We start from the raw sequence: 14,812 nt of genomic DNA on the forward strand, positions 1-14,812 counted from the left end.
GGCAAGGGGCGTGCGCACCGGGATGAAGGTCCTCGGTGCGAGCCCCGGGTGAATCAGTCATCCACGCTGCGTGAGCGCCACCATTCCGCGCCCGCGATGCACAGCAACAACCACACGGCACCGCTGATATATCCGGCCATGACGTCGCTGAAATAGTGCACCTGCAACACGATGCGGCTTAGCCCGATGATGGTCACCATGGCAACCGCCAGCGCAATCACCCATCGGTGCCAGCGTCGCGGCGTGAGGCGCAGCAGCACATAGGCAAGCATGCCGTAGAACACCATGGCGCCGAACGCATGCCCGCTGGGAAAACTCCAGCCGTGCTCCACGATAAAACCGTGGTCGTACAGGGGGCGGGGGCGCTGAAACCACGCCTTGAGCGCACTGTTGAGCGGCACGATGCCTGCCACGGCGATGGTCCATACGGTGGCCGCGCGCAGATGTCGGCGCCATATCAGTATGCCCAGCACGGCCGCTGAGATGGCCGCCACGGTTGCCAGGTCGCCGAGGTGGGACGCCATGGCCACCACCGAAAGTACACCCGGCTGCATGTGCGCGCGCAGGTCCTCGGCGAGGCCGACGTCAAAGCCGCTCAGCCAGCTCCGCGTCTGCTCACCAATGGCCAGTGCGATGGCCATAAAGAGGAAGCAACCACTCACCAGCAGCCATGCAGCGGTGCGGCTGCGCAGCACAACGGGGGTGTGACCGCGCGCGATCGCCGCGTCGTAATGGCGGCGATTCCATTGCCAGGCGAGATCACCGCTCAGCAAGGCGAGCACCAGCAAGCCGCTCCATACGGGTAGCGCATGTGCGGCGACCCAATCACTCATGGCATTCATTACGTACGGGCTCCTGTGCGAGCTTCCGATGATCTCCGGCTTGGTGGCGCGCGTCGAGGGGCGGGCAATGGCGGCGTGCTTTGCGTGCACGCCGTCCAGCCCTTCGGGGCCCGCTTGGCAAGGGGCGCCTGTGACTTTCAGTGCTGGCCTCACGGCGCAAATGGCCCGATAGTTGGGGCTCCTTGAAACCGTGGAGCTGCTTGATGTCCCTGCGTCCCTTGTCCCTGCGCCTGATCACCTATGGCGTGCTTATGGCCCTGGCTGCGCCCATCTGGGCGCAGGACACCGTGTCGACGCCGGTCGCCGCCGCCGAACACCGCGCCCCGGCGGCAGCCTTGCCTGCGCAACTGGCGGACTTTACGGCCTATGTGGATAGCGTGCGCAAGCAGTTCGACGTACCGGGCATTGCCGTCGCCATCGTCAAGGATGGCCAGGTAGTGTTGGAGCAAGGCTACGGCCAGCGCGAGCAGGGCAAGCCCGACGCGGTGGATGCGCGCACGCTGTTCGCAATCGCCTCCAATACCAAAGCCTTTACCGCAGCCTCGCTGCAGATGTTGGCGGAAGAGGGCAAGCTGGACATGGACGCGCGGGTGATCGATTACTTGCCGTGGTTCCAGATGTCCGATCCGTACATAACGCGCGAAATGCGCGTGCGTGACCTGCTCGCTCATCGCAGCGGCCTGGGCCTGGGCGCTGGCGACTTGCTGTACTGGCCGCCCACCACCTATTCCACCAAGGAGGTGGTGCAGCGTCTACGCAACGTGCCGCTGGCGACCAGCTTCCGCAGCGCCTATGCCTACGACAACATCTTGTATGCGGTCGCCACCCTGGTGATCGAACAGGTGTCTGGCCAGAGCTACGCCGATTTCCTGCGCACGCGCATCTTCCAGCCGGTGGGCATGGACGAGGCACTGGTGGACATGACGGCGCTCAAGCCGGGCATGGATGTGGCAATGGGCCATGCCAAGTTCAACTTCACCGAACTCAAGCCGGTGCCGCCAATGGCCTGGACCAACAACCCGGGCGCGGGCGGCATCTATGCAAGCGTGCACGATCTGGCCAAGTGGATGAATGTGCAACTGGCTGGCGGCAAGCTGCCGGATGGCAAGGTGCTGTTCACCGAGCGTAGCCAGAAACAGATGTGGTCCATGCTTACGCCGATGAAGATTGGCGAGCCGCCGGTGCCGGAACTACGCGAAATCCGCCCCAACTTTGCCGGCTATGGCGAGGGCTGGAATCTCTCCGACTACCAGGGACAGCGCTTGGTATGGCACACCGGTGGCTGGCCGGGCATGGTGTCGCGCCTCACGCTGGTGCCTGAGCTCAAGCTGGGCGTGGTGGTGCTTACCAACCAGGAATCGGGGGCGGCCTTCAACGCGGTGACCTTGCGCGTACTCGATGCCTACCTTGGCAAGAACAAGAAGGACTGGGTGGCCGCCTATGCCACCGCCGTGAAGAAATCCGAAGGCAACGCGGACGATAGCTGGAAGCAGCATGAGGCCGCGCGCGACAAGAGCAGCAAGCCCTCGCTGCCGCTGGCCGGTTACGCCGGCACCTTCCGTGATCCTTGGTACGGTGATGTCACGGTGAGCCAGCAGGGCGGCAAGCTGCGTCTGAGTTTCTCCAAGACCGCCCAGTTGCAGGGCACCATGGCGCCGTGGCAGCACGATACCTTCATCGTGCGCTGGGACGATCGCGCGCTCAATGCCGATGCCTTCGTCAGCTACACGCTGGATGCCGATGGCAAGGTGCGCGAGGTACGCATGGAGCCGATTTCACCGCTGACCGATTTCAGCTTCGACTTCCAGGACCTGCGCCTGGCGCCCGTGAAGAACGCCAAGGCGAATTGATTTATGCGTTGATGCGCGCCGCACTCGCTGACCACGCGTGCTCCCGCCGTGTCGGGAGCACGCCAAGAGGAGAACACCATGTCATCGCAACGACTGAAGCTGGCGGTTCTGTGCTGTTTCGGTGCCGCCGCGCTGGCGGGGTGTTCGTCGCAAGAGGCGGCCGCGCCCACGCGCTTTTATGTCGAACTTGCCCGTAGCGCGTCGGCGCCTTCATCGGGCCGTCTGTTGGTATTTGCCGAGCCAGCCGCCAAGGCCGAGGCCGCCCACAAGGACGGCACGGTAAGTGAAGTGGACGCCGATCCGCTCGCGCCGAGTGCGGTCAGCGTGGCCGGGCGCGACGTCTCGCGCATCGAGCCCGGACACGCGGTGGACCTGGACGCGGACATGGCCGCTTTCCCCGTGGCGTTCTCGCAACTGCCGCCTGGCGACTACTACGTGCAGGCAGTGTTGGATACCCATCACAGCTACAACTACAGCGGTCGCGGCGCTGGCGATGTGCTCAGCACGGTGATCCGCATGCACTTGCCGGCCAGCAACACGCCCGTGCTTACGCTTTCCCAGGTGCTGCCGACGGAGGACGCGTGGCAGTTGCCGCCATCGGCGCCGCAGGCGACGCGCGATGCCTTGCCCCAGGCGCGCCAGCACACCACCGACCTGGACTTCGTCAGCCCCGTGTTGTCGGCGTTCTGGGGTCGCCCCATCCATATGCGCGGTTTCGTGTTGACGCCGCCGGGCTACGACCCCAAGGGCCGCGACACCTATCCGGTGGTGTACCAGACGCATGGTTTCGGCGGCGGCCTGCATCATTTCGCGGGGGGTATCGCCAATACCTGGCTGGCTATGTCCAAGGGCGACATGCCGCCGATGATCTGGGTGTACCTGGATGAGTCCAGTGCCACCGGCACGCACGAATTCGCTGACTCGGTGAACAACGGCCCCTGGGGACAGGCGCTCACCGAGGAGCTGATTCCCTCGCTGGAGTCGGGCTATCGCATGGATGCGACCGCCTCGGGACGTTTCCTCAATGGGCATTCGTCCGGCGGTTGGGCCACGCTGTGGCTGCAGACACGCTATCCCAAGGTATTCGGTGGCACTTGGTCGACCTCGCCCGATCCCAGCGATTTCCACGACTTCGTAGGCGTGGACCTGTATGCGGCTAACGCCAATGTGTATCGCAAGTCGGATGGCTCGGCCTATCCCTTGGTGCGCGATAAGGGCAAGGTGCTGGCGAGCTTGGAGGAGTTCGCGCGACAGGAGCGCGTACTGGGCAGTTACGGCGGACAAATGGCGTCGTTCGATTGGGTGTTCTCGCCGCGTGGCGAGGATGGCCAGCCGCAGCCGATGTTCGATCGCGATACCGGCAAGGTCGATCCCGCGGTGGTGACCTATTGGCGCGATCACTACGACATTGCCCAGCGCTTGCGCACGAACTGGCCCGCGCTCAAGCCGGATCTCGATGGCAAGATCCATCTTATCGTTGGTACGGCCGATACCTTCTACTTGGACGGCGCCGCGCACCGCCTGAAGGCGACGCTCGATGATCTGCATGCGCAATCGGACGTCCGTTTCCTGCCGGGCAAAACGCATTTCGACCTCTATGCCAGCGGTGGCGACCGGACCGCGCTGCTCAAGCAGATCGCTTGGGAAATGTATGGGGTGGCGCGCCCGCAGTCGGCGCTCAAGCCCAGGGTGGCCGCACCGTAGCGGCTGGTTCCCTCAGCGTCGGCCTGTCGCGCGTGCCCCGCCAACGGGCACGCATCGCTGCAAAACCTAACCGGGGTTCAACGCAATTATTTGCGTCGGATTTTTCGGCTTTCTTGCCATCTCCGTCACCTTCACACTCCACCGCACGCCACATCATGGCGTGGTCCAAACGCCTGCACCTTGGCGATTTGGACGATCTGACTATGCGGAGAGAGCACGATGAAGAAATCACTGTTCGCGCTGGCCCTCGGGCTTGCCATGAGCTACGGCGCCGTGGCTACGGCCGCGCCGTTTCAGCAGGACGAACGCTACGATCATGCCGATCGGGATCACGGCCACGACCAGGATCACGATCGCCGTGACGCCGACCACGACCGCGATCACGACCGCCGCGACAACGTGATCGTTCATGACCGCGGCATGCACGAAGGCTGGTACCACCGTGGCGGTTATGTGCCGGTGGAGTATCGCGATCGCCGTTACGTGGTGGACGATTGGCGCGCCTACCGTCTCGCGCCGCCGCCGCCGGGTCACCAATGGGTGCGCAGTGACAATGGCGAGTTCCTGCTGGTGGCGATTTCCACCGGCATCATCGTGAACATCGCGCTGGGCGGCCATTGAGCCAGGCGCCGCATCGCATGAGCTTGCGATGCGGCGATCTTTCAGGGCGTTGCAGCGGTGGACGTCACTGGTGTGCGCAAGTACTTGCGTTTCTGCCGCACGGCAGATAAATGCGGCGTCATACCCCCTGATGGACATTCATGTTCTTGATGCATAGTCATCAGCACAGGCGCTGAGCGCTTGTGGGCGTTGTGCCCGGCAGATATGGGTTGCGGGGTGCAGCAAAAGAGGGAGTACGTCCGCCATGCACGTCGGCGTCTCCATGGAATAGACGAGTTCGCGCCGGAGGGATGAAAGATGAAATCGTATGGTTTGATCGCAGTCGTGCTCGCAGGTCTTTTGATTGGCCCCGCGGTTTACGCGCAGGAGGCATCCGCCCCCTCAGGCTCCACCGGTCAATGCAAGGATGGCAGCTACACCAGCAACGCCACCAAGAAAGGGGCATGCGCCGGCCATAAGGGCGTGAAGGAGTGGTACAGCGCGGCGACCACGGCCGCTGCCGCACCGGCTGCTGCCGCGGCTCCCGCCGCCGCGCCGGCCACGCCCAGCATGACGCCCAAGACCTCCGCGCCGATTCCCGGTAGCAAGGCCGCCAATGAGCCGCCGGCCGCGGCCGCACCGGGCGGTGGTCCGGGCATGGTCTGGGTCAACTCCAGCAGCAAGGTTTATCACTGCCCGAGCGACAAGTGGTACGGCAAGACCAAGGCCGGCTCCTACATGAGCGAAGCGGATGCCAAGGCCAAGGGCTTCCATGCCGATCACGGCAAGGCGTGTACACCGTAAACGCCGCCGCGTGCATCGCGAAAAAGGCCGGCGCATGCCGGCCTTTTTCGTTGAGAGGCGGGCCGGCCGGCTCAATCCAGCCGCTTGTGGAATAGCCGGATCGCCAGCGTGAGCATGACGGCGATAAAAGCCAGCAAGGCCACCGCGTCGTGCCATAGATCGCCAAAGTCCGCGCCGCGCAGCATGATGCCGCGCACCAGCCGCAGGAAATGCGTGAGTGGCAATAGCTCGGAAATCCATTGAGCCACCACGGGCATCCCGGCATAGGGAAACATGAAGCCGGAAAGCAGGATGGAGGGCAGAAATACAAAGAACGTCATCTGCATCGCCTGGAACTGCGATTTGGCACGTGTGGAGATGAGCAGTCCCAGCGACAGGTTGGCGAGAATCAACAGGCTCGCCGCCATGTAGATGTCCCCCAGGCTGCCGCGCACCGGCACGCGAAACAGCCACACGCCCAAGGCCAGAATCACCGTTGTCTGCAGCAGGCCGATGCCGGCATAGGGCAGCACCTTGCCGATCATCAACTCGGTGCGGCTCACCGGCGTGGTAATCAGCAATTCCAGGTTGCCGCGCTCGGTTTCGCGCACGATGGCCACGGCGGTGAACAGCACCATCGTCATGGTGAGAATGACGCCAACCAGGCCCGGCACGATGTTTACAGGCGAGCGGCGCTCGGGGTTGTAGAAGCTCACCACACTGATCGGCGTGATGGCCCGCGCGTGGAAATTGTCCGGCTGGTTGAGCGGGTACTGCGCCAATTGCCCCGCGGCGGATTGCACCACGTTGTCGCTGCCATCCACCAACACTTGCAGCGCTTCGCGTCCGTCCAGCCTGCGCCGTTCAAAGTCCGGCGGCACGACGATGCCCACGCTGATGCGCCCCTGCCGCAATAGGTCGAGCAACTGTTGGGGCGTTTGCACCTGGGCATCCAGTTCGATCACGCCGCTGGCGAACAGATCCTGGATGGCTGCGCGCGACCCGCTGGTTTGTGCCTGATCGGCCACGGCCGCCGGCAGGTGTCGCAGGTTGAGGTTGATGGCGTAGCCGAACAACAGCAACTGCAGGATGGGCATGCCCATGATCATCGCCAGCGTTACGCGATCGCGGCGCAACTGGCGCAGTTCCTTCACCATGATGGCCCACAGGCGGCGCAGGTTCACGCGGGTTGCTCCTGCTGGCTGGCGTGGCGGCGCGTCGCCACCACGAAAACATCTTCCAGGTTGGGTTCCACGGGCTGCACGTCCACGTCGGCACCCACCCCGGCGAGCTTGCCGCGCAGCAGGTCGGCATTGGGATGCGTGTCCGTCATCAACACACGCAGTTCGTTGCCGATCTGCGCCACGCTGAGCACGCCCGGTTGCGTATCCAGCACCTGTTTGGCCCGGCGCGGCGAGTCGGTGCGTACGAGAAAGGTGCGTCCTTGCAGCTTGGCGGTGAGATCGCGTGGTGTGCCATCGGCGACCAGGTTGCCATTGTCAAGGATCGCCAGTCGATGGCAGCGCTCCGCTTCGTCCATGTAGTGCGAGGAGACCAAGATGGTGGTGCCCTCGTCGGCGAGTTCGAAGAGTTTTTCCCAAAAGTCGCGGCGCGACTCCGGGTCCACCGCGCTGGTGGGCTCGTCCAGGAACAACAATTCAGGACGATGGACCACCGCGCCCGCCAACGCAAGGCGTTGCTTCTGTCCACCGCTGAGCGTGCCGGCCAGCTGCGGCTGGCGATCGTCCAGGTGATAGCGCAGCAGCAGTTCGTCCACGCGGGTGCGCGTGTCGTGGCGCGAGAGCCCTTGCACGGTGGCGAGAAACTCCAGGTTCTGTCGCACCGAAAGGTCATCGAACAGCGAGAATTTCTGCGTCATGTAGCCGATGCGACGCTTGAGCTGTTCGGCCTGGCGTGGAATCGACAAGCCCAATACCTCGATCGTGCCTGCACTGGGTGTAAGCAGGCCGCATAGCATGCGAATGGTGGTGGATTTGCCCGAGCCATTGGGGCCGAGGAAGCCGTACACATGGGCGCGTGGCACGGTAAGGTCCACCGCATTCACCGCCACCAGCGTGCCGAAGCGCTTGGTGAGGCCGCGCGCCTGGATGGCGATGTCAGTCATGGCCGTGCGCCACCGTAAAGTTGGCGCTGACCGGGAATCCCTGGGGAAGATCGCGCGCATCCTGGCCCAGCGCGATTTCGGCGAGATAGCTCAGCCGCGTGGCATCGTCGCCCGTCAGCGCGTAGTAGGGCGTAAAGGTGGGTTCGCTGCGGATCATGCGCACCACGCCGTGGAAGTGGCGCTTGCCATCCTGCAATACCACGTCGGCCTCGTCGCCCACCTTGACGGAGGTACGCAGTGCCGAGGGCACATACACGCGGGCGTAAGGCGTGTCGCTCGCCAGCAGGATCACCAGCGGAGTGCCCGGTTGCGCCTGGTCGCCCAGTTTGTAGGGCAGGCTATCCACACGCACATCGCGCGGCGCGGTGAGGTCGAGCTTTTCCAGGTCCACCGCGCGCGATGCGGCGGTGGCTTCGGCCGCGGCGAGGGTGGCGCGCGCCTGGGCGATGTCTTCGGCACGCGAGCCGTTGAGCAACAGGTCGAGCGCGGCGCGATCGGCGACGACGGTGGCCTCGGCATTGCCGGCGGCGGCCTTGGCGCGATCGAGATCCGCCGCGGACACGAATTGCTGCCGTGCCAGCGCGGAAAGGCGCTGGTAGTAGGCGGTGGCGTCACGCGCCTGCGCCTGCGCGCCCACCAGGTTGGCCCGTGCCTGACGGATCTGTTCCACGCGCGGGCCGTTTTCCAGTTCCAGCAGCGCTTGCTGTTGCTGGCGTACATCCGCGCGCGCGGTATCGAGCGCGGCCTGCGTGCGGATGGTTTCCAGCTGCATGATGCGTTTGCCCATCGGCACGAATTCGCCTTCACGCACATCCATTTTCACGATGTGTTCGGCGGCCGGCGCGGGCAGGGTGATGCGATCGAACTCGATGGTGCCCAGCACCTGCGGCGGTGCAGGCTGGCACGCCGTGAGCCATGAGGCGCTGGCCAGCAGCGCGACACAGCGCAGGAGGTGCGCGACAGCGTGGCGATCAAAGCGCATGAGGGGGCTCCATACCGTGTGCGAGCAGGGCGAGCGCGTGGTGGGCGAGCACCTCGGTGCCAAGGTCCGCCTGAAAGATCTGTCGCCAGATGGGTGCGCTGGCGGCGGGAAAAAGCGTGAGGCCGATCATCGACACCACCAGCAGGCGCGGGTCCAGCCCGGGATTGAGCGTGCCTTGGTGCTGCGCCTGAGCGAAGCGGCCCGCGAGCAGCTGCGGTAACTCCGGGGCGATGCGTGTCAGCAGCAGTTCGCGGAAGGCGCCGCCTTCGCACAACACCTCGCGAACCCATAGCGAAGGCAGCCAGGGCGCGCGCTCCACCACGGAAAACACACCCTGTACGAAGCTGCGTGCCACGCCGTTGGGGTCGTCCCCGGCGGCGATCACGTGCTCGCGCAACGAGAACATCGCCGGCATCAGGCGCTCCTCGAAGATCGCATCGCGCAAGGCCAGCTTGCTGCCGAAGTAATAGTTGAGCAGGGCGGGCGTCACCCCCGCGCAGGCCGCGATGCCGCGCAGCGATGTGGCGGCAATGCCATCGCGCACGAAACAGGTAAGCGCGGCATCGATCAGGTGAGGGCGCAGTTCCGGACTGTCCGGGCCGGGGCGGCCGGGGGCGCGACGACGCGGGGCGCGTGGCTTGGTGGCGGTCATGGCGCAAAATTAATCCTGTGTATAATTTTGCGCAAGTGACGGTTGGGCGGCCTTTTGTCGCAGCAAAAAAAGGCCGGCATGGTTGCCGGCCTTGGGACGTGGGAGAACGTGCCCCGCGTTAGCCGTTGGGCACCACCGGCAAGCTGATAGAGCTGGCCGTGCCCGGGGTATGCCACACACGCTGGGTGGCCTTTTGATAATCCGCCGGCTTGGCGTCGAAGATGTTCGGCACAAAGGTCTGCGGGTTGCGGTCGTACAGTGGGAACAGGCTGGATTGCACCTGCACCATGATGCGGTGGCCAGGCAGGAACACGTGATTGGTGGTGGGCAGGCCGAAGCGGTAGAGCAACGGCTGGTTGGGCGTGATCGCCGCAGGGTGTTCGAAGCTGGTGCGATAGCGACCGCGGAAGATATCCAGCGATACCGCCAGTTCATAGCCGCCCATGTCGGGGCTGGACGGCACGGTGTCCGGATACACATCGATCAGCTTTACCACCCAGTCGCTATCGCTGCCGCTGGTGGAGGCATACAGGTTCACTTGCGGCGCGCCACCGATGTGCAGCGGCGCGGTGAGCGGCTGGCTCACGTAGGTGAGCACGTCTGGACGTCCATCCGCAAAGCGTTGGTCGTTGAGCAACCAGCGCGTCCAGGCATCGTGATCGGCGAAATGCACCGGGCGCGGCTGGTAAGGCACCGGCTTGGCGGGATCGGACACGTATTCGTCGAACGCGGCGGCCTCCGCGCCTGGCGCGTTGAACGAGAGGCTGCCGTTCTGGCCCAGGTACAGCGCCTTGGGCTGGTGCGCGCAGCCCTTGTCGCAACTCAGCGGCCAGGACTTGTAGCGATCCCAGTGGTTTTCGCCGGTGTTGTAGATCAGCACCGGCGGCGTATTCGCCTTGGGGGCGCCATCTACGAGGTATTGGTCGAAGAATGGCTTGAGCACGTCGCGGCGGAACTGCAGCGCGGTGTCGCCTTCCCACTGGAGCGGGCCGAGCGAGCGGCCGTCGTAGTTCACCTGGCTGTGGCGCCACGGGCCCATCACCAGGAAATTCTTGTCGTTGCCCTTGTCCTTGGGTTCGGTGGCCGCGTAGCTGTGGATGGCGCCCCACATGTCTTCCTGATCCCACAGGCCTTGCAGCCACATGGTCGGCACACTCAGCGGTTGCTCGGCCATGATCTTGTCCAGCGCCTGGTTCTGCCAGAAGGCGTCGTAAGCGGGGTGTTCCTCCAGCTTGCGCCAGAAGGGCAGCTGGTCGAAGCCATGGGCGCGCGCGTAGTCGCCGGCCGAGCCGGCATCGAGGAAGTTGCTGTAGTCGTCGTAGCCCACGCGCGGCACGCCGCCGCCTTTGCCCTTCTGCGCGGTCTGGCCGTAGATGTAGTCGAAGTTGGTCTGCCGGAAGGCGCCGTAGTGGAACCAGTCGTCGCCCATCCAGCCATCCACCATGGGGCTTTCCGGCGCGGCCACCTTAAGTGCGGGATGCGGGTGGATCAGCGCCATCACTACGGTGAAACCCTCGTAGGAGGAGCCGAGCATGCCGACCTTGCCGTTGGATTCGCTGATGTTCTTCACCAGCCAGTCGATGGTGTCGTAAGCATCGGTGGAGTGATCGACCTCACTGCTATTGAGCGGGCCGCGCAGCGGGCGAGTCATCACGTAGTCGCCTTCCGAGCCGTATTTGCCGCGCACGTCCTGAAATACGCGGATATAGCCGCCCCGCACGAACACTTCGTCGCCCTGCGGCAAGGTGGCATCCATATGCGGTGATTCGAAACGGGCGGCGCGACCGCTGGCGTTGTACGGCGTGCGCGTCAGCAGGATCGGCGCATGCTTGGCACCCTTGGGTATCACGATCACCGTATGCAGCTTCACGCCATCGCGCATGGGAATCATCACCTCGCGCTTGACGTAGTCGCTGGCGGCGGTGGCCGGGGCGAACTCGGTCTTGGGAATGTCGGGCGTCAGCGGCGCGGTTTGCGCCTGGGCGAGCCCGGCAGAGAGCGCGATGAGCGTGGCGGCAGCGAGCTGGGTGAGGCGAATGCGCATGAGTGCTCCAGGGGGGCCAGGCGCCAGGCGGGCGGCTGGGTTGATGGGTAGGCGGTGACGAGTGGCGTTACCGACTTTAAGCGAGCTGTCACAAAGCGCCCACCATGACTTTTTGCCTAGGGATGGGGAAGGTGGCTGCGCGTGTGTGCTGTGTCTGTTTCCGCCTTGCCTTCATCGTCGTGCCTGCGAGAGCGGGGTAGCTTTTCAACCGCCGAAGGGCTGGTCAGCCTGTGTTCTTCGCTCTTGTGATGCCTTGCGGTCATGGGGCTCGCCTGCGGCGGGCTTCCGTCCTCCTGCCGGAGGCCGGGTCACGTTCTCTTGCGTGCCCAAGAGAAAGTAACCAAAGAGAAGGGCACCCCCGGTATGGCGCTTGCCGAGCTATTCGCTCGGCAAGCGCGTGAGGGGTGGCCGGGCTTTTCGACCGGGCTCCTGCCCGGGCGAAAAGGGATCGGCCTCCGTGCCGATCCCCCTGCGGGCCTTTCCGTCCACCCCTCACCACCACACAGGGGGCCCACCACCCGCCAGGCTCGTGCCGCGAAGCGGCACATCGCCCTTGGCGGAGCGTGTAAGCAGAGCGGTGGGCGTTCGTTGCATCGCGCGATGAATGCCACGTTTGACTTGTGCAAGTTTGGCTTGGGTTTGCTTTGGCTCTGGCCTTGGCTCCGCTTCGGGCGCGCAACGCGCCGCCGTAGCTCTTGATCTCCCCTCCCCTTGGGCGCGACATCGGGGGTGGCCTCTCTTTGGGTGACTTTTCTCTGGCCACTCGGAGAAAAGTCACCCGCTGGCCGGCAGGACAGCGGAAGCCCGCCGCCGGTGAGCCCGATCGCCGCTCGGCATCACAAGAGCGAAAGACACCAGCTGACCAGCCCTTCGGCGGTCGAAAAGCCTCCTGCTTTCGCAGGGACGACGTTGTAAGTCAGGACGAAGAAGGCGGGGACGGCGAGCACTCGCCAGTCTCGCGCCCGCGCAAATGAAACGCGCGAACGCGCAAGCCGAGTCCCCTTACGCCCACGGGTCGTAACTCCCAAACGACCACAGATGACCCTCCAGGTCGCGGCAGCTATACCCCGCGCCGCCATAATCCTTCTCCGAATAATCGTCCTCGATCACCGCCCCCGCCGCCTTCGCCTGCTCGTAGTGCGCGCGGCAATCCTTCACCACCACATAGACGCTCTGCGTACTGCGCCCGCCGGTTTCATCCGGTTGCGCCATGCGCTTGCTGTGGGCGTCGTCGCGTACCGAACCCAGCATGATCATGCCGCTGCCGTACGTAAGTTGGGCATGGGCCACGCCGCCCTGGTCGTCGTCGTAGACGGCGTGCGCGGTAAAGCCGAAGGTTTTGCATAGCCAGTCGATGGCGGCGTGGGCGTGGCGATAGCGCATGCCGGGGATGACGGTACTGCCAGTGGTGAGGCTCATGGTGGCGGCTCCGAAGGTGAGGGTGGCTCAAGCTTAGCCAGGCCGATGACGTCGTCTTGTAGAAAATCCGAGTGGCGGGTCAGCGGCGCCGCACGCCATCCACCGCGCGGGGCCAGGAGGGCCGCGTGGCCGGCTCCAGGCTTTCTTCCAGCCGGGCGCGATTGCGGCCGGCCAGCTTGGCGCGGTACATGGCCTGGTCGGAACGGTCGACCAGACTGCTGACGGTATCGTCGGGCAGACGCATGGCGATGCCGATGCTGACGGTGAGCAACAGCCCGTCGTTGTTTACCGGAATCTCCAACCGATGCACGCGACGGCACAGGCGCGTCGCTACCTGCATGGCCTGGGCCGGGTCCACGCCGTACAGCATGGCCACGAACTCTTCGCCGCCGTAACGGCCCAGCAGGTCGTGCGGGCGCAGTTCGTGGCGCAGCGCATCGGCCACGGCGATCAGGGCGCGATCGCCGGCCGCATGGCTCTGGCGGTCGTTGAGCATCTTGAAGTGGTCCAGGTCCAGGAACAGCAGCGCAACCGGCTGCATGCCGCTGCTGGCCAGCACCTTGGATACGCTTTCGCTCCAGGCCCGGCGGTTGAGCACGTTGGTGAGGGCGTCGGTGTCGGCCAGCTCCTGCACCAGGCTGTGGTCGCGTCGCATGATCAGCGCGCGATCGGCCAGGCCCAGCGACAGCACGATGGCTTGGAACGCGCCCGCGGCCAGGCAGGCGTCGCTGAGCCAGGGCACATCGGCGAAGCTGCCAGAGCCCTGGCGATTGGATAGCGCCATCAAGGCCAGCAAGGGCGTCCAGCCGGCCAGGAAGAACCAGGCAGGACGCGCGCCGCGCACCGCCGCCACGGTGGCGGCCACCAGCAGGAGCAGGGTGCCGATCACCAGCAGCGGCCCGATCAAGGCCAGTGCCGTGTCCTGCAGCACGGGAATGGGGCTGCTGCGCAAGAGCACGATAAGAGGCATGCCTACGGCAAGGGCTTGCGTGGGCGTATGCAGCCACGGCGCGTAGCGGGGCAGCTCGCAAAAGCGCGCCACGAACATGGCCGCGAACGCCAGCGACAGCGCTGTGGCCGAGGCGCACAGCAGGCTCGCCGAGCCGTTCAGCCAGGTCAGTTCCAGTGGATGGAACACATAGCCGGTCTGCACGCCTTGGATCAGCGCGTAGCAGACGATGTATCCGGCGTACCAGGCAAACGTCGCGTCGTGCAGCATGATCGCCAGACACAGCGCCATCAGTGCCATGGCCAGCATCACGGCAAAGCAGGCGCTGGCGAACACCAGCCAGTGCGCATCCTGTTGCAGGTATTCCGTCCAGGCCTGCAGTTGGAAGCTCACCGGCACCGCGCGCGCCGTGCCGGGTCCGAAGCGCAGCAGGATCGCGTGGGATGCCGGTTCGTCATCGGTCATGCGATAGGCGAGGCGCCCGTTGCCGTGCGCGCTGGCGGTGAAGTCCTCCAGCGATTGGGTCAGTGTGCTGCCATCGGCGCGGAACAGCGTGACCGAGCCGGCCGGCGGCGGGTAGATGGAAAGCACCCGTTCTTCCGACACCAGCGGCGGCTGCGGTTGCAACACTACCCAGGTGCCCAGGCCACCGGTGGGAACACGTTGCAGCAGGTGCGGATCGAAGGCGTGCCAGGCACCGTGGCGGTAGTCCTCGAGCACGGCGCGCGGCGTATCGCCGGGGCGCACTTCCCGCGCGGCGCCGGTGAGCTGGGTGTTGGCATGCGCCGGTAGCGCAGCCACGCCCAAGGCGGCGATGCAAAGCATCCGTCCCAAGCCATGCAGCGCTGTCGACAGCCCCCTC

At 65.0% G+C, this 14,812-nt stretch carries 12 protein-coding genes; 4 read left to right on the plus strand and 8 right to left on the minus strand.

Annotated features, from left to right (window positions below):
- Window positions 1-53: 53 nt before the first annotated feature.
- A complete protein-coding gene (locus tag JHD67_RS08100; protein WP_199098667.1) occupies window positions 54-842 on the minus strand; it encodes a phosphatase PAP2 family protein in 789 nt (262 codons plus the stop codon).
- A gap of 203 nt (window positions 843-1,045) precedes the next feature.
- Between JHD67_RS08100 and JHD67_RS08105 the strand changes: the two genes are divergently transcribed.
- From JHD67_RS08105 to JHD67_RS08120, 4 genes are all read left to right on the plus strand, one after another.
- A complete protein-coding gene (locus JHD67_RS08105; protein WP_199098668.1) occupies window positions 1,046-2,692 on the plus strand; it encodes a serine hydrolase in 1,647 nt (548 codons plus the stop codon).
- Between the two features lie 78 nt (window positions 2,693-2,770).
- A complete protein-coding gene (locus tag JHD67_RS08110; protein ID WP_199098669.1) occupies window positions 2,771-4,396 on the plus strand; it encodes an alpha/beta hydrolase-fold protein in 1,626 nt (541 codons plus the stop codon).
- A gap of 219 nt (window positions 4,397-4,615) precedes the next feature.
- Complete coding sequence (locus tag JHD67_RS08115; RefSeq protein ID WP_199098670.1) at window positions 4,616-5,017, plus strand: RcnB family protein; 402 nt, start codon at window positions 4,616-4,618, stop codon at window positions 5,015-5,017.
- 297 nt (window positions 5,018-5,314) lie between these two features.
- The gene (locus JHD67_RS08120; RefSeq protein WP_199098671.1) at window positions 5,315-5,800 is read left to right on the plus strand and encodes a DUF3761 domain-containing protein; all 486 of its coding nucleotides are present in this window, start codon (window positions 5,315-5,317) and stop codon (window positions 5,798-5,800) included.
- A gap of 71 nt (window positions 5,801-5,871) precedes the next feature.
- On the opposite strand, the gene JHD67_RS08125 is transcribed toward JHD67_RS08120, so the two are convergent.
- From JHD67_RS08125 to JHD67_RS08155, 7 genes are all read right to left on the minus strand, one after another.
- On the minus strand, window positions 5,872-6,963 hold the full coding sequence (locus JHD67_RS08125) for an ABC transporter permease (protein ID WP_199098672.1): 1,092 nt from the start codon (window positions 6,961-6,963) through the stop codon (window positions 5,872-5,874).
- Window positions 6,960-7,889, minus strand: a complete 930-nt coding sequence (locus JHD67_RS08130; RefSeq protein ID WP_199098701.1) for an ABC transporter ATP-binding protein — start codon at window positions 7,887-7,889, stop codon at window positions 6,960-6,962. Before JHD67_RS08130 ends, JHD67_RS08125 begins: the two co-directional genes overlap by 4 nt.
- 7 nt (window positions 7,890-7,896) lie before the next feature.
- Window positions 7,897-8,886 (minus strand): HlyD family efflux transporter periplasmic adaptor subunit, encoded by a 990-nt coding sequence (locus tag JHD67_RS08135; RefSeq protein WP_199098673.1) that lies wholly within the window; start codon window positions 8,884-8,886, stop codon window positions 7,897-7,899.
- Complete coding sequence (locus JHD67_RS08140) at window positions 8,876-9,538, minus strand: TetR/AcrR family transcriptional regulator (protein ID WP_199098674.1); 663 nt, start codon at window positions 9,536-9,538, stop codon at window positions 8,876-8,878. Before JHD67_RS08140 ends, JHD67_RS08135 begins: the two co-directional genes overlap by 11 nt.
- 118 nt (window positions 9,539-9,656) lie before the next feature.
- Window positions 9,657-11,582: a CocE/NonD family hydrolase gene (locus JHD67_RS08145; RefSeq protein WP_199098675.1), complete on the minus strand. Its 1,926-nt coding sequence runs from the start codon at window positions 11,580-11,582 to the stop codon at window positions 9,657-9,659.
- A gap of 1,002 nt (window positions 11,583-12,584) precedes the next feature.
- Window positions 12,585-13,001 (minus strand): VOC family protein, encoded by a 417-nt coding sequence (locus JHD67_RS08150; RefSeq protein WP_199098676.1) that lies wholly within the window; start codon window positions 12,999-13,001, stop codon window positions 12,585-12,587.
- Window positions 13,002-13,080: 79 nt separating this feature from the next.
- Entirely contained in the window at window positions 13,081-14,775 is a 1,695-nt protein-coding gene (locus JHD67_RS08155; RefSeq protein WP_233171731.1) for a diguanylate cyclase, read from the minus strand.
- Window positions 14,776-14,812: the final 37 nt, after the last annotated feature.

The organism is Dyella sp. ASV21, assembly GCF_016428975.1.
Classification (GTDB): domain Bacteria; phylum Pseudomonadota; class Gammaproteobacteria; order Xanthomonadales; family Rhodanobacteraceae; genus Dyella.

What these genes read in the sequence shown, in the direction of transcription:
- JHD67_RS08100 (WP_199098667.1), bottom strand. Translation starts at nt 842, where the DNA reads ATGAATGCCATGAGTGATTGGGTCGCCGCACATGCGCTACCCGTATGG.
- JHD67_RS08120 (WP_199098671.1), top strand. Translation starts at nt 5,315, where the DNA reads ATGAAATCGTATGGTTTGATCGCAGTCGTGCTCGCAGGTCTTTTGATT.
- JHD67_RS08155 (WP_233171731.1), bottom strand. Translation starts at nt 14,775, where the DNA reads ATGCTTTGCATCGCCGCCTTGGGCGTGGCTGCGCTACCGGCGCATGCC.
- JHD67_RS08105 (WP_199098668.1), top strand. Translation starts at nt 1,046, where the DNA reads ATGTCCCTGCGTCCCTTGTCCCTGCGCCTGATCACCTATGGCGTGCTT.
- JHD67_RS08145 (WP_199098675.1), bottom strand. Translation starts at nt 11,582, where the DNA reads ATGCGCATTCGCCTCACCCAGCTCGCTGCCGCCACGCTCATCGCGCTC.
- JHD67_RS08135 (WP_199098673.1), bottom strand. Translation starts at nt 8,886, where the DNA reads ATGCGCTTTGATCGCCACGCTGTCGCGCACCTCCTGCGCTGTGTCGCG.
- JHD67_RS08150 (WP_199098676.1), bottom strand. Translation starts at nt 13,001, where the DNA reads ATGAGCCTCACCACTGGCAGTACCGTCATCCCCGGCATGCGCTATCGC.
- JHD67_RS08140 (WP_199098674.1), bottom strand. Translation starts at nt 9,538, where the DNA reads ATGACCGCCACCAAGCCACGCGCCCCGCGTCGTCGCGCCCCCGGCCGC.
- JHD67_RS08110 (WP_199098669.1), top strand. Translation starts at nt 2,771, where the DNA reads ATGTCATCGCAACGACTGAAGCTGGCGGTTCTGTGCTGTTTCGGTGCC.
- JHD67_RS08115 (WP_199098670.1), top strand. Translation starts at nt 4,616, where the DNA reads ATGAAGAAATCACTGTTCGCGCTGGCCCTCGGGCTTGCCATGAGCTAC.